16 protein-coding genes and 1 pseudogene are annotated in these 18,597 nt (G+C 63.0%); 5 read left to right on the forward strand and 12 right to left on the reverse strand.

Features of this window, described 5'->3' with window-relative positions; all coding sequences use genetic code 11:
- Positions 1–5: 5 nt before the first annotated feature.
- Both U1E20_RS07350 and leuS read right to left on the reverse strand, forming a co-directional pair.
- Positions 6–539, reverse strand: coding sequence for a hypothetical protein (locus U1E20_RS07350; RefSeq protein WP_409979942.1), 534 nt, complete (start codon positions 537–539; stop codon positions 6–8).
- A 79-nt stretch (positions 540–618) separates the two neighbouring features.
- Complete coding sequence (gene leuS / locus U1E20_RS07355) at positions 619–3,255, reverse strand: leucine--tRNA ligase (RefSeq protein WP_409979943.1); 2,637 nt, start codon at positions 3,253–3,255, stop codon at positions 619–621.
- A gap of 240 nt (positions 3,256–3,495) precedes the next feature.
- Here leuS and U1E20_RS07360 point away from each other — a divergent pair, with 240 nt between their 5' ends.
- Positions 3,496–4,593, forward strand: a complete 1,098-nt coding sequence (locus U1E20_RS07360; RefSeq protein ID WP_409979944.1) for a hypothetical protein — start codon at positions 3,496–3,498, stop codon at positions 4,591–4,593.
- 393 nt (positions 4,594–4,986) lie between these two features.
- Here U1E20_RS07360 and U1E20_RS07365 read toward each other — a convergent pair whose 3' ends face one another.
- A complete protein-coding gene (locus U1E20_RS07365; protein WP_409979945.1) occupies positions 4,987–5,487 on the reverse strand; it encodes an HdeD family acid-resistance protein in 501 nt (166 codons plus the stop codon).
- Positions 5,488–5,734: 247 nt separating this feature from the next.
- On the opposite strand from U1E20_RS07365, the pseudogene U1E20_RS07370 reads away from it, so the two are divergent.
- Positions 5,735–6,405: pseudogene (locus U1E20_RS07370) on the forward strand (YggS family pyridoxal phosphate-dependent enzyme).
- A gap of 26 nt (positions 6,406–6,431) precedes the next feature.
- Here the strand turns inward: U1E20_RS07370 and U1E20_RS07375 are convergent.
- Positions 6,432–7,148 carry a hypothetical protein gene (locus U1E20_RS07375; protein WP_409979946.1) on the reverse strand — a complete coding sequence of 239 codons (717 nt, stop codon included), beginning with the start codon at positions 7,146–7,148 and terminating at the stop codon, positions 6,432–6,434.
- Between the two features lie 88 nt (positions 7,149–7,236).
- Positions 7,237–7,764 (reverse strand): L,D-transpeptidase, encoded by a 528-nt coding sequence (locus tag U1E20_RS07380; protein WP_409979947.1) that lies wholly within the window; start codon positions 7,762–7,764, stop codon positions 7,237–7,239.
- 108 nt (positions 7,765–7,872) lie between these two features.
- Here U1E20_RS07380 and U1E20_RS07385 point away from each other — a divergent pair, with 108 nt between their 5' ends.
- From U1E20_RS07385 to U1E20_RS07395, 3 genes are all read left to right on the forward strand, one after another.
- A complete protein-coding gene (locus U1E20_RS07385) occupies positions 7,873–8,520 on the forward strand; it encodes a winged helix-turn-helix domain-containing protein (protein ID WP_409979948.1) in 648 nt (215 codons plus the stop codon).
- Between the two features lie 230 nt (positions 8,521–8,750).
- Positions 8,751–9,101, forward strand: coding sequence for a hypothetical protein (locus tag U1E20_RS07390; RefSeq protein ID WP_409979949.1), 351 nt, complete (start codon positions 8,751–8,753; stop codon positions 9,099–9,101).
- 138 nt (positions 9,102–9,239) lie between these two features.
- Positions 9,240–10,880: an alpha-D-glucose phosphate-specific phosphoglucomutase gene (locus tag U1E20_RS07395; protein ID WP_409979950.1), complete on the forward strand. Its 1,641-nt coding sequence runs from the start codon at positions 9,240–9,242 to the stop codon at positions 10,878–10,880.
- Here U1E20_RS07395 and U1E20_RS07400 read toward each other — a convergent pair.
- The 7 genes from U1E20_RS07400 to ccmI form a co-directional block, all read right to left on the reverse strand.
- Positions 10,873–12,069: an FAD-dependent monooxygenase gene (locus tag U1E20_RS07400; RefSeq protein ID WP_409979951.1), complete on the reverse strand. Its 1,197-nt coding sequence runs from the start codon at positions 12,067–12,069 to the stop codon at positions 10,873–10,875. The two genes, U1E20_RS07395 and U1E20_RS07400, sit on opposite strands and share 8 nt — an antisense overlap.
- A 13-nt stretch (positions 12,070–12,082) precedes the next feature.
- A complete protein-coding gene (locus U1E20_RS07405) occupies positions 12,083–12,334 on the reverse strand; it encodes a zinc-finger domain-containing protein (RefSeq protein WP_409979952.1) in 252 nt (83 codons plus the stop codon).
- A 231-nt stretch (positions 12,335–12,565) separates the two neighbouring features.
- On the reverse strand, positions 12,566–14,200 hold the full coding sequence (locus U1E20_RS07410; protein WP_409979953.1) for an inorganic phosphate transporter: 1,635 nt from the start codon (positions 14,198–14,200) through the stop codon (positions 12,566–12,568).
- Positions 14,201–14,264: 64 nt separating this feature from the next.
- Positions 14,265–14,738, reverse strand: a complete 474-nt coding sequence (locus U1E20_RS07415) for a cytochrome c-type biogenesis protein (RefSeq protein WP_409979954.1) — start codon at positions 14,736–14,738, stop codon at positions 14,265–14,267.
- Between the two features lie 128 nt (positions 14,739–14,866).
- Positions 14,867–16,834, reverse strand: a complete 1,968-nt coding sequence (locus U1E20_RS07420) for a heme lyase CcmF/NrfE family subunit (protein WP_409979955.1) — start codon at positions 16,832–16,834, stop codon at positions 14,867–14,869.
- A gap of 159 nt (positions 16,835–16,993) precedes the next feature.
- Positions 16,994–17,431: a cytochrome c maturation protein CcmE gene (ccmE, locus tag U1E20_RS07425; RefSeq protein ID WP_409979956.1), complete on the reverse strand. Its 438-nt coding sequence runs from the start codon at positions 17,429–17,431 to the stop codon at positions 16,994–16,996.
- A gap of 37 nt (positions 17,432–17,468) precedes the next feature.
- Entirely contained in the window at positions 17,469–18,584 is a 1,116-nt protein-coding gene (gene ccmI, locus U1E20_RS07430) for a c-type cytochrome biogenesis protein CcmI (RefSeq protein WP_409979957.1), read from the reverse strand.
- Positions 18,585–18,597: the final 13 nt, after the last annotated feature.

Raw genomic sequence — 18,597 nt, forward strand, 5'->3', positions numbered from 1 at the left:
TCCCGTCAATTGGGGACGACGGGCGGCGGGACGGGCCCCAAGCGGGCCGCCATGACCGTGGCGATTCTGGTGCGAATCGATTCGGCGATGACCCGCGCGTTGCGAATCTCCGCGTCGCGCGCGGCGCGCACATTGGAGAAGCGGTTCGAGAAACGGTCGTAGCTCGCGATATTGAAGGCGATGCCCTTGGTCACCTCGATCTCCTGCGGCACGGTGACCAGCCGGTATTCAGCGTCGACGATCACCGTCGCTGAGGTGGCGCGACCCGTCACCGTGTCGAGAATCGGCGTCTGCACGCGCTCGCGCAGCGTCACCATCAGCCGGTAGCGCGGCGGCGGCTGCGAGCCTGTGCCGTTCAGCCCGAAGATCAGCTCATTGCGAACATAATGCCCGAGCCGCTGGGGAATTTCGTCCACTGCGATCGATTGCAGCTCGGCCGCGAGCGGCGCCGAGTCGACCCCGATGCCCGCCGGCGCATAAAGCGGCTGCAGACAGCCGGCGAGCGGCAGGGCGAGAAGCGCCAGGCACAGGAGCGGCACTTGCCGGCGCAAGGCAGTCGGCCGTCGGCCGTCGGCAATAGGACGGATGCCGACTGCCGACCTGCCGACTGCCGACTTGCTAAACCACCACATTGACGATCCTCTTCGGAACCAGAATGAATTTCTTCAGCGGCTTGCCTTCCATGGCCCGCTGAACCCCATCTTGCGCCAAAGCTTCTTTGCGAATCGTTTCTTCGTCGGCGTCATGGGCGACGAGAATTTCGGCGCGCTTCCTGCCGTTGACCTGCACCGGCAGGCTTATCATCTCCTGGGCCACGAGGGTAGGATCGGCGACGGGCCATGCCGCCTCGACGACGAGGCCCCCGTGGCCCAGATCGGCCCAGCATTCTTCCGCGACATGCGGCGTCATCGGCGCGACGAGCCGGATGAGCGCGTCCGCCGCCTCGCGGAAGGCGAAGGCGAGATCGTCGGGAACCGGGGTTTCGGTCACGGCGTCGAGCGCGCTTGTCAGCTCATTGGCGAATTCGCGGATGCGGGCGATGGCGCTGTTGAAGCGCAACCGCTCGATATTCTCGCTCGCCTGGGCGATCGATCGATGCGTCGCCTTGCGCACGGCAAGCGCCAGATCGTGGAACTCCGCCGGCGGCTCCGCGCCGACGGGCGCCGCGACCCGGCCGAGTTCGCCGGTGAGGCGCCACAGGCGCTGGATGAAACGCCAGGCGCCCTGGGCGCCCTCGTCCGACCAGATCACGTCGCGGTCGGGCGGGCTGTCGGAAAGCACGAAAAGCCGCGCCGTATCGGCGCCATAGCTCGCGACGATATCGTCGGGGTCGACCGTGTTCTTCTTCGACTTCGACATTTTCTCGATCGGGCCGATCTCGATCTCGACATCGCCGTCGAGGAGAAAGGCGCGGCGGCCGCCGTCCCTTGCTTCGATCCGGATGGCGTCGGGCGCGACCCATTGGCCGTCCGGCGCGCGATAGGTTTCGTGAACCACCATTCCTTGCGTGAAGAGTCCGGCGAAAGGCTCGGCGACCGCGGCATGGCCGCTATCGCGCATGGCGCGGGCGAAGAAGCGCGAATAGAGAAGATGCAAGATCGCATGCTCGACGCCGCCGATATATTGATCGACCGGCAGCCAGCGCGCCACCGCTTCGGCGCTCGCCGGCGCCGTCTCATTATGCGGATCGGCGAAGCGCGCGTAATACCAGGAGGAGTCGACAAAAGTGTCCATCGTGTCGGTCTCGCGCCGCGCCGGCGCGCCGCAGGAGGGACAGGGGATGTTCTTCCAGCTCGGATGGCGGTCGAGAGGATTGCCGGGTTGGTCGAAGGATACGTCGTCCGGCAGCCTGACCGGCAAATCGGCTTCGGGAACCGGAACCGGGCCGCAGCTCTCGCAATGAATGATCGGAATCGGGCAGCCCCAATAGCGCTGGCGCGAAATCCCCCAGTCGCGCAGCTTGAAATTCACCTTGCGTTCGCCCTGAGGAAGCCCGAACAGCGCCGTCGTCGTCAGACGGTTCGCCACCTCTTCCTTCGCCTCCGGCACGGCGAGCCCGTCGAGAAAGCCCGAATTCACCAGAGCGCCGTCGGCCTCGAAGGCTTCGCCGCTTTCGGCGATCTGGCGTTCGAGCGCTTGCGCCGAGAGTCCCTCCGGGCAGACGACGACCTTGAAGCCGAGCCCATATTTCGTCGCGAAGTCGAGGTCGCGCTGGTCATGCGCCGGGCAGCCGAAAATCGCGCCCGTGCCGTAATCCATCAGAATGAAATTCGCGACATAGACCGGCAGCGTCCAATTGGGATCGAAGGGATGAACGACGCGCAGCCCCGTGTCATAGCCCTTCTTTTCGGCGGTCTCGATCGCTTCGGCGGAGGTCCCGCCGCGCCGACACTCCTCGGCGAAGGCGGCGAGCGCCGGGTCCTTCTCGGCGGCGGCCTTGGCCAGCGGATGATCGGCGGCGAGCGCGACGAATTTCGCGCCAAACAGCGTGTCGGCGCGGGTGGTGAAGACTTCGATCTCTCGCGTATCCCCGACTTTATCGGCGAGCGCGAAGCGGACCAGCATGCCTTCCGAGCGCCCGATCCAATTGCGCTGCATCAGCCGCACCTTGTCGGGCCAGCGGTCAAGTCCATCGAGCGCGGCGAGCAGCTCCTCCGAATAGGAGGTGATCTTGAAGAACCACTGCGTCAGCTCGCGCTGCTCGACGAGCGCGCCCGAACGCCAGCCTCGCCCGTCGATGACCTGCTCATTGGCGAGCACCGTCATGTCGACCGGGTCCCAATTCACCTTCGACTTCTTGCGGTCGACGATGCCGGCCTTGAGAAAATCGAGGAAGAGCTTTTGCTGGCGCCCGTAATATTCGGGACCGCAGGTCGCGATTTCCCGCGACCAGTCGAGCGACAGGCCCAGCGTTTTGAGCTGCGCCCGCATCGCCGCGATATTGGCGTAGGTCCATTGCGCCGGAGGCGCCCCGGTTTGCGCCGCAGCGTTTTCGGCGGGAAGGCCAAAAGCGTCCCACCCCATCGGATGCAGCACGTCAAAGCCCTTGGCGCGCATGAAGCGGGCGAGGACGTCGCCCAGCGAGTAGTTGCGCACATGGCCCATATGCAGCCGGCCCGAGGGATAGGGAAACATTTCGAGCACGTAATATTTTTCGGCGTCCGGTCGGTCGCCGGCTTTGAAAGACTGCTTTTCCTCCCAAATTTTTTGCCAGCGCGGCTCCGCCTCGGCGAAATTATAGCGTTCGGGTCTCATCTGGCTGGCGCGTCCGGTCACAGGCGTTCTGGATTGCGCCTCTAAATGCCGGGGGGTCGAGGGGATGTCAAAGGGTCGCGCAACGACTCCGTGATCCTTGACAGACCCCCACCGGCGAGATGATCTTGGCGCCGCACAATTAAATCGCATTTGGGTATGTGATTGGCGTTTGGAGGGGCAGACTTTGCTCATCCTCCGCATCCCGGATTCTAATTGTTTAATTTTTTGAGGCTTTCCAAAATGCGCGCATCTACTGGAAATATTGTCGCGGTCCTCGGCGCCTTGGTGATGGCGGGGGTATTGGCCTTCTCGGGATATTCGGTCACCGAAGCGATGAACGCCGTCGGGTGCACAGCGGAAGTCAAAAAGTCGGCCACGCTGAATCCAAATGTTTCGGTGGTCGTCCCGCCAGCACAAAAAGCCTTTGGGAGCGACATCCTCCGAAGTTTTGAATTGAACGGACCGCTCTGTATTGCGCTCAACGGAAAAAAGTATCCAGAGTTAACCAAAGGTAAGTCGTTAAAATTATTTATCGACGACATTGACGCGCATATCGCGATTCCAATCGCGCCAAACGCCGACTCGGGGGATTGGCTGTGGACGACCTGGCCAGTCAGAGTCGCCGATCAACCGCAAGCCCAGTCAAATTGGAAAAAGATTCTCGGCGGCGCCAGGCTTCTGACCGGACAGCGATCGGTCAGCATCGGCTTGGGCGATGCCGAGGAGTCGGTTCCGCGCGCCGTTACCAGCGAAGACGACAAAACGACGCTCGTGGTGTTCAAACCCATTTTGGTTTTGGCGGGCCTCATCGGTTTGTTGTTGGTCGCCGGCGGCCTCATCATCGGAAACTTGAATTCGGGGTTGCTTCGAGACGGAAGCGGACATGGAGCAGGCCTCGTCGATGGCAAAGATGCAACGCCGTATCTAACCACTTTCAGCCTGAGCAAAGTCGGCTTGGGCTTATGGTCGATCCTGACGATCGGATGTTTCATCCTGCTTTGGGTCGTCACTGGAAAATCGGACGGAATAATAACGCCGGAGGTTCTTACCTTGCTAGGCATTCAAGGCAGCAGTGGACTGGCTTCAGTTCTGATGGATTCGAAGGAAAAGGCGCTGCCTTCGAGCGGCAATTTCCTGACCGACATTTTGTCTGATGGGCAAACCGTGACTCTTTATCGAATTCAAATGCTCGCCTGGACTCTCATCCTCGTCGCGATATTCCTATGGTCGGTTCTATCGCAACTCTCGTTTCCAAAATTCGATTCAAATCTATTGCTCCTCGCCGGAATCGCGAATGGCTACTACCTCGGATTCAAATGGCCGGAAGGGCAAAAATAGGATGTCCGAGCTTTAATCCGAACCTGCGTCGCATGGTTTAACAATCCAACGCTCGTCAATCGTCGGGAGCCTGACCAGCGCATCTTATTCGACCCTGCTGCTTGATGCAGCAGCGGGATGAAAGCAAGGCTGCGCAAGCAAGACCCAGGGGTCTGAATCGAGGTTAACGAGGCGCCCTCTCGGCGCGTCATGGCCGCGCTTGACGCGGCAAATGTGAAAAACTGCGCCGGACATTCGGACTCTGCGCGAAACATTCCGCGATTGTCCGGCGTGGATGGCCGGGACAAGCCCGGCCATGCCGGCTGAAAGTGAGCTAAAATTAACCCAAGTTCGGAGCCCTTAAGCAAGACCGGCGGTCCCCCCCACCGGTCTTGCTCGGATGATTAGGTCGGCTTACGCCTTCGCGGAAAGCCCGACGGTGATCCAGCTGACGCCCTCGAAGATCAGATTGATCGCCAGGAACAGGCCGAGGATGTAGAGGCCCGACATCGGCCATTCCGCCATGATCATGCCGCCGAGCACGGCGCTGATCACGCCTGAAAATGCCACGAGGCCCCAAGGGCCGACGTCGCGGATGTGCCAAGCGAGGATCAGCTTGAACAGGCCGGCGACGATCAGCGCGACCCCGACGAGCGCCGTCAGCGACACCGCAGCGAGCAAGGGGTGCTGGAATGTAAAGAATCCAGCGAGGATCGTGATGATTCCGATCGCGCCCCACAGCAGCGCCCTGCCCCAGGGCCTGATTTGCACGGCGGTGATGATTTCCATCGCGCCGGCGACGAGCATCGCCGCGCCGACGTAAAACACGGTCACGATCGTGGCTGTCGCGACATTGTAGAGCGCAAACAGGCCGCCAATGAGCATCAGCGCGCCAAGCGCGACGATCCACCCCATTTGCGGCGCAGATGATGCAATTGCGTCGCTCCGCCGTCGTAAATCAGGCTGTCATTGACCATTTTCGGCCTCCAATGCTGTGAGAATGGTAATTGGTAGGGCTCCGGCGTTTCTCAATATCGAACGTCGCAACCGCATCTCGCCCCGGCCGAAAGCTAACGCGCCGGACCGCAGGAAGTTCCGCACTGCGAAAGCACAAAACATTCGGCGCTTGACCCTTTCGCGAAAATCGCGATTTTCGCGAGCCATGGGAGCCCTGGACCGCCTTTTTCGACGCGCGACGCGATTTGCCGCGCCGCAACGGACTGCGGCCGCGACCTCCGCGCCATCCGCCTCGTCTGCGTCACCAAGACTTTTCCGGCCGAGGCGGCCGTTCCGCTGCTCGATGCGGGCCACCGGATTTTCGGCGAGAACCGGGTTCAGGAGGCAGCGGCCAAATGGCCCAAGCTCCGCGAGAAATATTCCGATATCGAACTTCACCTCATCGGCCCTCTACAATCGAACAAGACGCATGAGGCGGTGGCGCTCTTTGACGTCATCGAAAGCGTCGATCGGGAAAAGATCGCTAAAGCGCTTGCCGAGGAAATGTCCAGGACAGGCAAGCGCCCAAGGCTGTTCGCGCAGGTCAACACCGGCGCCGAGCCGCAAAAGGCCGGCGTCCTTCCCGAAGACGCCGACGCGTTCCTGGCGGCCTGTCGCGACAATTACGGGCTGCGGATCGAAGGCTTGATGTGCGTGCCGCCGGTCGATCAGCAGGCGTCGCCGCATTTCGCGCTCCTCGCCGACATCGCCGCGCGCAATGGATTGAGCGAACTCTCGATGGGCATGAGTTCGGATTTCGAACTCGCGATACAGCTCGGCGCCACCTATGTCCGGGTCGGCTCAGCGATCATGGGCGAGCGCGATTATCCCGCGTAAACGCTTACGACGGCAGGCATTGTTTTCTATTTTTTTTCCACACAACCACTTTGAGGCCATAGCCTGGGATAATGTTGCGAGTCCATTAACTGGTAAGAGCCACCAAATATAATGTAAGCTGACACTCCTTGTTTGAGATTCCAGCAGTAGCGGCCCTTCTCCGGATTCGATGCCGGCCTTCCTATACTTCCATAGAGCTTCTCTAACACAATATCATCACCGTCAAATGGTACGCTGGAAGCGTGCAGGGAAATTTGTACAATGTTACTTTTTGGAGATTTTGGATCGTATGAATAGGTTACCTTATCAAAAAAAGTGTGTTCGTTAGAAACTTCATAGCTTTCTTCATCTGCCTTTTTAATCGACTCTGGCCGATATACTTTGAATATGTCGTTGATATTGTCGCCTATCTTAATTCTTTCTAAACCCACGGGATAAGCGCTACCCGAAGAATACAGACCGCTCAATTCGGCCTTTTGGAGCCTTTTATGCGCAGTCTCGTTGGCCAAAGTTAACTCTTTGATTTTTTCTTTGGCCGCAACGGCAGCATCGGTTTGCAAATTCAATTCCGATTGCAAACGTTCGACTTCCTTTTTCAGGAGGCGAAGGTCGGCCTGCAATTCCGTAGTGTAAACGGGAACTATGTAAGTGATAGCGAACGCAAACGCCCCCGCAGCAGCCAGCGCGGCCACTACGACGGGGTGGTTCTTCCAGTCAAAATGGACTGTGGTTGCATTAGCCACGGAGCATACGGCCTCTATAACCGCGAATCGAAGAACTCGAACGCCTAGGGTTGCATCATAGCTCAACCAAAGATCAAAAGGAGCCGTCTCAAGATACTGACACTGAGACTGAGCGCCCGAGCCTCGGCAGAAGTCGCGCCATGTCGCGCGCTCGCAGCGCCACGCAGCCGGCGGTGGGCGAAAGATCGCCGGTCGCGACATGAAAGAAAATCGCGCTGCCGCGCCCGCGCGTGCGGGGACGAAGGTTGTAATCCAACACCCCGACGGCGTCGTAGAGTTCGTCCTTGCGCCACATTTCCTCATGGCCGAGGCGCGAGGGCCCATGAAGCGGCTTGTTGTAGAGAAACGACCGCGGATCGTCGCACCAGATATCGCCCCGCCGCATGCGCCGCCAAAGCAGGCGCAATGGAAGTGGCGCGCGCAGGTAGAAATAGAGGAGCGGCCAGCGGCCGGCAGGCGTCGCGCCATCGCCTTCGCGTTTGCAACGCGTGATTCCGCTGCGGCCCAGCGCGCAAGGAAGAACCAGCGTCCCGGCGATCAGCCGACCCTCGTGCGGGCGCCCGCCGATTCGCCGCGCGACGCGTAGCAAATTGAGTTCAACGGGTTTCGTCCGCATTGATCGCCGTGGCATGATGGCTTCATCCGCGCCGCTTGCCGGCGCGCTGGGTCACGCCGAATATGGGCGGAATCGCCCATATGCAGTTTAGAGCGCGCTTTACGGATCATGTCACTTCCGCGCATCGTCAGCATCGCCGCCGAACCGCGATTGCAGGCCATTGTCGTCGAGCAATTCGCCGCGCTCGGCCGCTATGCGCTGCGCGACGGCCGGTTCGCCGCGCCGGGAGAAGATTGGCCCGATGCGGCGATCCTGGATGAGGCGCATTGCGACGCGGAAGCGCTTGCCGATGCGCGCCGGCAGGGCTGCACGACCAAGATCGTGCTGATCGCCGATGCGCCGAAAGCGCCGCCGCCAAGCGTCGACGCGGTCATCGCGCGTCCGTTCCGCTTCGCCGAGCTTGTCGATCTCGTCGATTCGGCGCCGGCGCCGAGCGCCGTCGGCCCCTATCGCTTCGAGGCCGGCGAATTATGGACCCCGACCGGCGCGCGTCTGAAACTGACGGAAAAAGAATCCGCCATTCTCGCGAGGCTTGCGCGCGCGCAGGGCGCAGCCGTGTCCCGTGAAGCGCTGCTGCGCGACGTATGGGGCTACGGGCCGAATATGTCGACCCGCACGCTCGAAACCCATATTCACCGCTTGCGACGCAAATTGGAGTCGTCGCCGGCGCGCCCGCGCTGGCTCAAGACGGATGGCGGCGGCTACCGGCTCGCGGTCGCCGAGGAGGAGGCCACGTCTCGAGACGGCGCCGCTTAAAGCCTTGCAGTCATTATGTCATTTGACTCTCGAGCGACGCGCGAGGGCCGTCGCGGCCGTTGGTGACGTTCGTCCCCAACGCCGGCCGTTTAGCATGAAGGAGAAAAAAGTTCGGCTTCAGCCTCCCGAATTCGGATCAATTCCCTCCCAAGCGAGTTGTTAGTTACGGCGCGAGCTCCAGCAGAGTTTGCGACGCATCGCGGCGGAACGCCGCGCCAGGAGGAGTAGAAATGATGCGTAATGGCCTAAAATTGGCGCTTTGCGGCGCGCTATGCACCGCGACTTTGGCGACCGCCATTCCCACCGAGGCGCTCGCTGGCCCGATGAGCGCGCCGGATCGGTCGGTGGTCTCGCCCTCGAGCTCCGTCGAAAACGTCTGGTATCGACGTGGATGGGGTTATCGCGGCTACTATCGGCGCGGCTATTACAATCCCGGCGCCGCCGTCGCGGCGGGCGTCGGCCTTGGACTTCTGGGCGCCGGCCTCGCGGCGTCGAGCGGCGGATATTATGGTTATCCCTATGGATACTATCCGGGCTATTATTATGGCGGATATCCCTATTACGGCGGCTGGGGCTGGTAAGCTCAAAGCCCGTCACGAAATCTGAAAAAGGCGGCGAGCGTTTCTCTCGCCGCCTTTTTGCCGTGACAGGAAGCAAATTGTAGAAGCTGTCGCCGCGCCGATCGCGGCGCCGTCAGCTATGCGAGGCTTCCACACGAAATGGGAAAATTACGCGCGATAACAATCGCAACGATGCCCTTCGCCGACCAGCGGCCGGGCACGTCGGGACTGCGCAAGAAGGTCGAAATCTTCAAGCAGCCCAATTATCTTGAGAATTTCGTTCAGTCGATCTTCGACAGTCTCGAAGGATTTGAGGGCGCGACCTTCGTCCTTGGCGGCGACGGCCGCTATTACAATCGCGAGGCCATTCAAAAAATTTTGAAGATCGCCGCGGCGAACGGCGTCGGCAGCATCATCGTCGGACAGAGCGGCATCCTCTCGACGCCCGCCGTCTCGGCGCTTATTCGTTCGCTCAAGGCCTTTGGCGGAATCGTGCTCTCGGCGAGCCATAATCCCGGCGGCCCGCACGGCGATTTCGGCGTCAAATACAACGTCGCCAATGGCGGCCCCGCGCCTGAGAAGACGACGGAAGCGATCTACCGACGCACGCTCGAAATTACATCCTACCGCGTCGTCGAAACTGACGACGTGGATATCGACAGGATCGGCGAAACGACGATCGGCGACATGCGCGTCGCAATCGTCGACAGCGTCGCGAATTACCAGGCGCTGATGCAGACGCTGTTCGATTTCGATCGCATTCGCGACGCGTTTCGTTCGGGGCTCACCCTCAAATTCGACGCCATGTCGGCGGTCACCGGCCCTTACGCGCGTGCGATTTTCGAAGAAGAGTTGGGGGCGCGGCCGGGCAGCGTCATCAATGCGACGCCCCTGCCCGACTTCGGCGGCCATCATCCCGATCCCAATCTCGTCTATGCGAGGCATCTATACGATCTCGCCATGTCCGACGCCGCGCCCGATCTTTGCGCCGCCTCTGACGGCGACGGCGATCGCAATCTCATCATCGGCCGCGGGCGTTTCGTCACGCCTTCTGACAGTCTCGCGATTCTTGCCGCCAACGCGACGATTGCGCCGGGCTATCGCAAGGGCGTTGCGGGAATCGCGCGGTCCATGCCGACAAGCGGCGCCGCCGACCGCGTCGCGGCAAAACTCGGCGTCCCGCTCTACGAAACGCCGACCGGATGGAAATATTTCGGCAATCTGCTCGACGCCGGCCTTGTGACGATCTGCGGCGAGGAAAGCGCCGGCGCCGGCTCGGATCATGTGCGCGAGAAGGACGGGCTGTGGGCGGTGCTGTTCTGGCTCGACATGCTCGCGGCGCGCAAGGAGAGCGTCGACGCCATCGTTCGTCAGCATTGGACGAGCTATGGACGCAATTATTATTCGCGTCACGATTATGAGGAAGTCGCGAGCGACGGCGCTCATGCGCTGATCGACGCGCTGCGTGATCGTTTGCCGACTCATGAAGGCAAATGTTTCGGCGGGCTCGAAGTCGCGAAGGCCGACGACTTCGCCTATCACGATCCGGTCGACGGCTCGGACTCTCTGCATCAAGGCTTGCGGGTGATGTTCGCCGACGGTTCGCGAATCGTCTATCGGCTGTCGGGCACCGGCACGTCTGGCGCGACGCTGCGCGTTTACATCGAGCGTTACGAACCCGATCCCGCCCAACAATATCTGGAAACTCAGTCGGCGCTCGCCGACCTCATAGCGCTGTCGCGTGAACTCGCCGCGATCGAGCGCTATACGCAGCGCGCAGCGCCAAGCGTCATCACCTGAGCGGATCGCGATAGAGCCAGGCATTGCGCCTGAGCAAGCCGGGTCCGCCGAGCGCGCGAATCGCGAGATCGCGCGCGACGGCCGGCAGTCCGCTCAGATGATCATATGCGCCCTGACGTCGCGAGGCGCGCACCACCCGCTCGGCGCGGTCGCGCCGGACGGTTTCATAGGCGGCGAAGCCGGTCTCGACCGTCGCGCCCAAGCGCATGAAAGCGCCGCCGAGCGCATCGGCGTCCTCGATCGCCTGCGCCGCGCCCTGCGCCAGAAACGGAACCATCGGATGCGCGGCGTCGCCGAGCAGCGTCACCGGCCCGCGCGTCCATTGTTTCAGCGACGGGCGCATGAACAACGGCCAATGCCGCCAGGAATCGCCGGCCTCGATCAATTCGCGTAGCTCAGCGGCGAGGCGACGCTGCGAAAAGCGACCTGCAAGTTCCGCGCCCTTGAGCGACAGGCTCGAATGGGCGTCCTCGGCCTCCGGCGGCTCCTCGATGATGACGACGGCGTTGATCAGCGAGCCGTCGCGCAAAGGATAGTGCACGACATGGGCGCCCGGCAGCAGCCAGAGGTTCGATTCGCGGGCGCGCAGCGCCGCCGGAACGCTGTCGGCGGGCAAAGTCGCCCGCCAGGCGACGCAACCGGAATAATAGGGCGCGTCGCGCTCCGAAGGAACAAGATGGGCGCGCACGCTTGAGCGCACGCCATCGGCGCCGACAAGTCCCGCCGCTTCGATTTCCTCGACGCCCTCCTGCGTGTGCACGCGAATGCGAACCCCGTTCGCGCGCGCTTCGAAATCGCCGACGCGGGCGCCGGAGCGGACATGTGTCTGCGGATTCTCGAGCGCCGCCTGCAGCAGCGCGCCCTGCAGATCGGCGCGGTGGAACAGCCTGAACGGCGCGCCCCAGCGGTTCCTAGCATCGGAAAGGTCGAGCCGAGCCAGCACGGCCCCGTCGCGTCCGCGGCGGATATTGATCGCTTCGGGCTCGAGCGCCATGGCTGCGAGCGCCGTCTCGAGACCGAGGCTGGCGAGGACTCGCCCGGCGTTCGGCGCGATCTGCAATCCGGCGCCGATCTCCTCGATCCGCGGCGCGCGCTCCAGGACCAGCGCGCGTTTGCCGGCGCGCGCCAGCGACAGGGCCGCGGCGAGGCCGCCGATGCCTGCGCCGGCGATGACGATCGGCGCGCTCACCCGTTAGCTTCCGTCAAGCAGCGGCGTCTTGCGCCGGGCGATAGATGCATTCGGCCGGGTCGGCGCCGCCGCGGAGGGCGGGGTCATAGACGTAATGCGTCGAGCAATAGGGGCAGACGGCCTCATTCGAGGCGCCCATGTCGATATAGACATGCGGATGGTCGAAGGGCGGCAGCGCGCCGACGCACATGAATTCCTTGGCGCCGACGCGAATTTGGGAAACGCCGGGCTGATTGTGGAAATGGGGCGTGGAATGTTCGGCCATCGTTCGCTCGTCGGCTTGAGGGCCGCGGGCGTCGCCCCGGCCGGAAACTCTCCCGTCCCTATATTGCAGGCGGCGCGGCTTGGGTAGAGCATTTTCCGCCGACGCCAATGCCGGCTTGGCCCAGAAAATACGTCAATTCAAGAAATTACAGCGCATTGATGAATCGATTCCCATAATGCGCTTTGGCGGGCGGGCCCGACCAAAGGGCGGCGACGTCCCTGCGTCGCCGCCTCAGCCGAACTTCAAAATATGGCTCAGCACGAAATAAAGTCCGCCCGAGAGGAGGATGGCGCAGGGCAGCGTCAGCACCCAGGCCATCAGCAAATTGCGGATCGTGCCCATCTGCACGCCGGAGCCATTGGCCGCCATCGTTCCGGCGACGCCCGAGGACAGCACGTGCGTCGTCGAGACCGGCAGGCCATAGGCGTCGGCGACCGCAATCGTGCTCATCGCGACGAGTTCGGCGGAAGCGCCCTGACCATAGGTCAGATGCTGCTTGCCGATCTTTTCGCCGACGGTCACGACAATCCGCTTCCAGCCGATCATCGTCCCGAGGCCGAGCGCGATCGCCACCGCGATCTTGACCCAGGTCGGAATGAATTTCGTCGCCCGATCGATCTCATCCTTGTAATTTTTCAGAACCTTCTTGTCGCCGTCGGTCAGTTCAGCGTCCCGATCCTTGACGATGGAGCGGAGCGCCTCGGAAACGAGATAAATGTCGTTGCGGGTATTGCCGACGGCTGCGAAGGGAATTTTCGATATCGAGCCGTAGGATTCGATTTCGTGGGCGATGTCGCGCATCAGCACGGCGAGCGAGGGAAATGTGCCTTCGCTCAGCTCGTGACGCGAAATATATTGCGTCACCGCCGGGCGCGGATCGCCGAGAACGCGATAGCCCTCAGCCTTCCCTTCGACGATTTTTGAAGCTGCTTCCGACGCGCTGGTGAACGCCGCGATATGACTTGCCGGCAGCGCGCGGTTGAGCGCATAGGCGGTCGGCACCGTGCCGATCAGGATCAGCATGATGAGGCCCATGCCCTTCTGGCCGTCATTCGAGCCATGCGCGAAGGAGACGCCGGTGCAGGTGAGGATCAGCAGGCCGCGAATCCACCAGGGCGGCGGATTCTGGCCCTTGGGCTCCTGATAAAGCGCTGGATTGCGCACGAGCACTTTCATGGTGAGCAGTAAGAGCGCCGCCGCGACAAAGCCGACGATCGGCGAGAACAGCAGCGAATAGCCAATCTCCACCGCCTTGGCCCAATCGACGCCCGACGTGCCGTCGCGACCGCGTAAGAGCGCATTGGCGACGCCGACGCCGATGATCGAGCCGATAAGCGTATGCGAACTCGAGGCCGGCAGGCCAAGCCACCAGGTGCCGAGATTCCAGACGATGGCGGCGATGAGCAGAGCGAACACCATCGCAAAGCCGGCGCTCGAGCCGACCTGCAGAATGAGTTCGACCGGGAGCAGCGACACGATGCCGAAAGCGACCGCGCCGGTCGACGCCATGACGCCGAGGAAATTCCAAACGCCGGACCAGACGACCGCGACGGTCGCCGGCAGCGAATGCGTATAGATCACGGTCGCGACGGCGTTCGCCGTGTCGTGGAAACCGTTGACGAATTCGAAGCCGAGCGCGATCAGCAGCGCGACGCCGAGCAGGACGAAGGGCAGATAGGTCGTCACCGGCGCGCCGGAGTCGCGCAGATCGCTCCAGATGCTGAAGGCGGTGAAGCCGAGGCCGCAAGCCATCACGGCGAGAAAAACAAGCAGGCCGCGAATGTCGAAGGAACGATCGAGTTTGGGCTTGGGGCTGTGGGGATCGTGGCCAGCCGTAAGGTCGACGCCGGAGGCAAGAGATGTCATGGACCGCTCCTGATGGACACAGCCCGTCTAACCTTTTCGTGCAACTCTCGGATGACGCTCGACGCTATTCGCTCGGTTCCGAATCGCTAAGACCAGTCACGCCTAATTTTTCCAGTCGCGCCTTTTCCTCGCCGGTCAAATTCGCCGCCAGCGACGGCGCGCCGCGATTGCGTCGGACCGCCATCCAGACGGCGGCGGCGCCGGCGAGCAGCGCGATCGCCGGCGCGCTCCATAAGAGCAGCGTGCCGGGCTTCATCGGCGGGCGCAGCAGCACGAAATCGCCGTATCGGGAATGCACATAGTCGCGCACCTGCGCATCGCTCATCCCCTCCTGGAGTTTCTCGCGCACCAGCACGCGCAAATCCTGGGCGAGCGAAGCGTCTGAATCATCGATCGACTGGTTCTGGCAGACGAGGCAGCGCAGCTCCTTAGTGATCTCCCGCGCCCGGGCTTCGAGCGCCGGATCGGCGAGCATTTCCCCGGGCGTGACGGCATGGGCGGTGAGCGGGAGGAGGAGCAAAGCGAATAAGGCCCCCACCCCAGCCCTCCCCCGCTTCGCGGGAGAGGGAGTCCGATTCGGCGATCCCCGCGAAACGCGCAAATGCCGATCGTTAGGGTCCCCTCTCCCGCGCCAGCGGGGGAGGGACAGGGAGGGGGCTCCGCCGCTCATTCCGCCGGCTCCAGCGCCGGGGCGGGAGCGCGGCGGGCGACGCCGATGCGCAGGCGGCGATCGGCGAGCGACAGCGCGCCGCCGAAAGCCATGACCAGCGCGCCGATCCAGATCAGAGTCACCAGCGGTTTCCAGTAAAGCCGCGCGTCGATCGTTCCGTCCTCATGCGACTCGCCGATCGCCGCATAGACCTGCCCCAGCCCGATGGTGACGATGCCGGCCTCGGAGCGCGACATGCGCCGCGCCTGATAGAAGCGCTTCGCCGGCTCGATCGTCGCGAGCGTCGCGCCGTCCTTGCGCACCGCCATCACCGCATAGACTTCCGAATAGTTTGGTCCCTGCCGCGGCGAGACGGATTCGATGCCGATCTGGTAGGGACCGACGTCATAGAAGCTCAAGGGCTTCATCGCCACGATGCTCTCGACGCCCCAGCCGGTGGCGGCGAGGCCGAGCAGCGTCAGCCCCATGCCGGCATGGGCGATCGATGTACCGAAGGCCGAAAGCGGCAGGCCGGCGAGGCGCTTAAGGCTTACGCGTCCGGCGCGTCCACGAGCGCGTATGGCGAGATCGCTCAAACCGCCGACGACGAGATAGATCGCAATTCCGGCGGTAATGATCGACAGAAAAGGCGTTCCATACCAGGCGCCGAAAACCGCCGCCGCCAGAACGCCGACGACGAAGGCGACGCGCAGCCGCTGCAGGGCGGCGGCAAGATCGCCGCGTTTCCAGGACAGCATCTGGCCGATCGGCATCAATAAAGCGAGCGGCAGCGCGATGGGCATCAACACAGTGTTGAAGAAAGGCGCGCCGACCGAAATCTTTTCGCCGGTGATCGCTTCGAGCGCCAGCGGATAGAGCGTGCCGACGACGACGGTGGCGCAGCACGCCGACAGCAGCAGATTATTGAGAACCAGCGCGCCTTCGCGCGAAATCGGCGAAAACAATCCGCCGATGGGCAGCGCCCCGGCGCGCAGCGCAAACAGCGCCAGCGCGCCGCCGATGAAGAAGACGAGAATGGCGAGGATGAACACGCCGCGATCCGGATCGCTGGCGAAGGCGTGCACCGAGGTGAGCACGCCGGAGCGCACCAGGAAAGTGCCGAGCAGCGACAGCGAAAAGGCGAGGATCGCCAGAAAAATCGTCCAGACCTTGAGCGCCTCGCGCTTTTCCATCACCGCGGCGCTGTGCACCAGCGCCGTGCCGGCGATCCAGGGCATCAGCGAGGCGTTCTCGACCGGGTCCCAGAACCAGAAGCCGCCCCAGCCGAGCGTGTAATAGGCCCAATAGGACCCCATCGCGATGCCGAGCGTCAGCGCGATCCAGGCGAAGAGCGTCCAGGGCCGAATGACTCTCGCCCAGCCGGCGTCGATGCGTCCGCCGATCAGCGCGGCGGCGGCGAAGGAGAACACGATCGAAAAGCCGACATAGCCGAGATAGAGCAGCGGCGGATGGATCGCGAGGCCGGGATCCTGCAGGATCGGATTGAGATCGCGGCCTTCCCATGGCGCCGGCGCGACGCGCGCGAAGGGATTAGAGGTGAGCAGGATGAACAGAAGAAAGGCGGCGCCGAGCAGGCCCTGCACGGCGAGCGCATCGGAACGCAGCCTGTCGGACATGGCATTCGAGAAAATCGCGATCAGCGCGCCGCAGAGCGAGAGGACCAGCACCCACAACAGCATCGAGCCTTCGTGGTTCCCCCATACGCCGGAGATTTTATAGATGAAGGGTTTTAAGGAATGCGAATTCTCGATGACGTTGACGAGAGAGAAATCGGAGACGACATGCGCGTAAGTGAGCGCGCCGTAAGAGAGCGCGACGAACAGAAATTGCGTGATCGCCGCCGGACGCGCGACGCGCATCAGCGCCGCGTCGTTTAAGCGCGCGCCGATGAAGGGAATGGCGAATTGCGCCAGCGCCAAAGCGAGGGCGAGAACGAGCGCGTAATGTCCGGTTTCAACGATCATGCAGCTGTCTCCCCCTTCTCCCGCTTGCGGGAGAAGGTGTCGCGCCGAAGGCGTGACGGATGAGGGCCGATCGGGCGATCGCGGCGCGCTCACCCGACCCCGCTTCGCGGGGCCACCCTCTCCCGCTTGCGAGAGAGGGATTTCGCGCGCGAATATTGCTCACCTCTTCTCTCCCTGCCAGACGCCCTGCTTCTTCAGAGCGTCGGCGACGTCACGCGGCATGTAGCGTTCGTCGTGTTTCGCCAGCACGCTGTCGGCGCGAAAGCCGCCGCCTTGCTGCAGCACGCCGTCGGCGACGACGCCCTGCCCCTCGCGGAAAAGATCCGGCAGCAGGCCGGTGTAGGACACCGCAAGATCGCTGGTCTTGTCGGTGATGGTGAAGTTCACGTCTTGGCCATTCTTGACGACTGAGCCTTCCTTCACCAGCCCGCCGATGCGCAGCCGCGCGCCGGCGGCGACCTGTTTCTTCGCAAGCTCCGACGGTGTGTAGAAGAAGACGATATTGTCGCGAAGCGCGAACAGCATCAGCCCAGCGGCGAGGCCGAGAACCGCCATCGCTCCAGCAATTAAAGTCAGTCGCTTGCCCTTGCGCGTCATCTTGTTCAGAACGCTCCCATAGAGGCGAAACTTCGCTCTAGCCGCCGATATTCAATTCCTTCGCCAGCGCGTCGATGCGCGCGACGTCGTCCTGCTTGCGCGCCAGCGCCTGTCGCGCGTCGCTCACCGCCTTCTTCGCCTTTTCGGTCTCGGCGAGGACGCTATAGGCGCGAATGAGCTTCAGCCATCCTTCGACATCGTCGCCCTGGGCTTCAAGCCGCGACGCGAGACGATCCACCATGCCGCGGATCATCGCCTGGCGCTGGTCGGCGGGCATCGCCGCGATCGCCTTGCCCTGTTCGCTCGACGGACCGCTCGCGGCGACCGGCGGGCTTTCCTCGCCGCGCAACATCGCGAGCTGCGCGTTCACCGCCTTGAGATAAGCGGCGCCGGGTGGCGCGTCAGCGACCATTTTGGAAAAGATTTCGATCGCTTTTTCGTTGTCGCCCGCCTGCGCCGCGGCGACGCCAAGATAATATTGCGCCTCGGGCTCTGACGGATTGAGCGCCAGCGCCGCATCGAAATCCGCCTTCGCTTCCGGCGTCACCACGCCGCGCGCGACGACGACGCGCGCTTCGCCGAGCGCTGCGCGCCGCGCCGCGCTCGAGCCCAGAAGCCGCAGCGCTTCCGAATAGGCGTGGATCGCCTCTTCGCCGCGGCCGGTGCGCAGATAATAAGGCGCGACGACTTCGAAGCCACGGCCGTCTTCGGGATGCTGGCGCAAATGCTGTTCAATACGCGCCACGGCGCCGGCGAGATCGCGCCCTTCAGGCGCGGAGTCGAGCCGCGCCGTCAGCGGCATGTCAGGCAGGTCGGAATGGCCGAGTTTCGCATAGAGCGACAGCGCGACCGCCGGTATCGCGACGATGGCGGCGAGCGCGGCGGCGAGCGCCAATTTGCGCGACGCCGCGGCCTTGGCCTTCGGCGCGGCTTCGGCGCGCAGCAGGCGGCGCGCCACCTCGGTCTTGGCGGTTTCGGCGTCAGATGCGTCGAGCCGGCCTTCGGCGCGCTCGCGCTCGATCTCGGCGATCTGCTGCTCGAAAAAGGCGATGTCTGCGGCGCTGTCATTCTGCGCCCCGCCCCGCATGGCGAGCGGCGCCAGCACCGCCATGACCGCGGCGCCGGTCAGCAAAGCGAAGGTAAGCCAGATCATGGCCCGCTGTTTA

Source organism: Methylocystis sp. (assembly GCF_046349115.1).
In the GTDB taxonomy this organism is placed as follows: domain Bacteria; phylum Pseudomonadota; class Alphaproteobacteria; order Rhizobiales; family Beijerinckiaceae; genus Methylocystis.

What these genes read in the sequence shown, in the direction of transcription:
- leuS (WP_409979943.1), bottom strand. Translation starts at nt 3,255, where the DNA reads ATGAGACCCGAACGCTATAATTTCGCCGAGGCGGAGCCGCGCTGGCAA.
- U1E20_RS07360 (WP_409979944.1), top strand. Translation starts at nt 3,496, where the DNA reads ATGCGCGCATCTACTGGAAATATTGTCGCGGTCCTCGGCGCCTTGGTG.
- U1E20_RS07365 (WP_409979945.1), bottom strand. Translation starts at nt 5,487, where the DNA reads ATGGGGTGGATCGTCGCGCTTGGCGCGCTGATGCTCATTGGCGGCCTG.
- U1E20_RS07380 (WP_409979947.1), bottom strand. Translation starts at nt 7,764, where the DNA reads ATGCGGACGAAACCCGTTGAACTCAATTTGCTACGCGTCGCGCGGCGA.
- U1E20_RS07385 (WP_409979948.1), top strand. Translation starts at nt 7,873, where the DNA reads ATGTCACTTCCGCGCATCGTCAGCATCGCCGCCGAACCGCGATTGCAG.
- U1E20_RS07390 (WP_409979949.1), top strand. Translation starts at nt 8,751, where the DNA reads ATGATGCGTAATGGCCTAAAATTGGCGCTTTGCGGCGCGCTATGCACC.
- U1E20_RS07395 (WP_409979950.1), top strand. Translation starts at nt 9,240, where the DNA reads ATGGGAAAATTACGCGCGATAACAATCGCAACGATGCCCTTCGCCGAC.
- U1E20_RS07405 (WP_409979952.1), bottom strand. Translation starts at nt 12,334, where the DNA reads ATGGCCGAACATTCCACGCCCCATTTCCACAATCAGCCCGGCGTTTCC.
- U1E20_RS07410 (WP_409979953.1), bottom strand. Translation starts at nt 14,200, where the DNA reads ATGACATCTCTTGCCTCCGGCGTCGACCTTACGGCTGGCCACGATCCC.
- U1E20_RS07420 (WP_409979955.1), bottom strand. Translation starts at nt 16,834, where the DNA reads ATGATCGTTGAAACCGGACATTACGCGCTCGTTCTCGCCCTCGCTTTG.
- ccmE (WP_409979956.1), bottom strand. Translation starts at nt 17,431, where the DNA reads ATGACGCGCAAGGGCAAGCGACTGACTTTAATTGCTGGAGCGATGGCG.
- ccmI (WP_409979957.1), bottom strand. Translation starts at nt 18,584, where the DNA reads ATGATCTGGCTTACCTTCGCTTTGCTGACCGGCGCCGCGGTCATGGCG.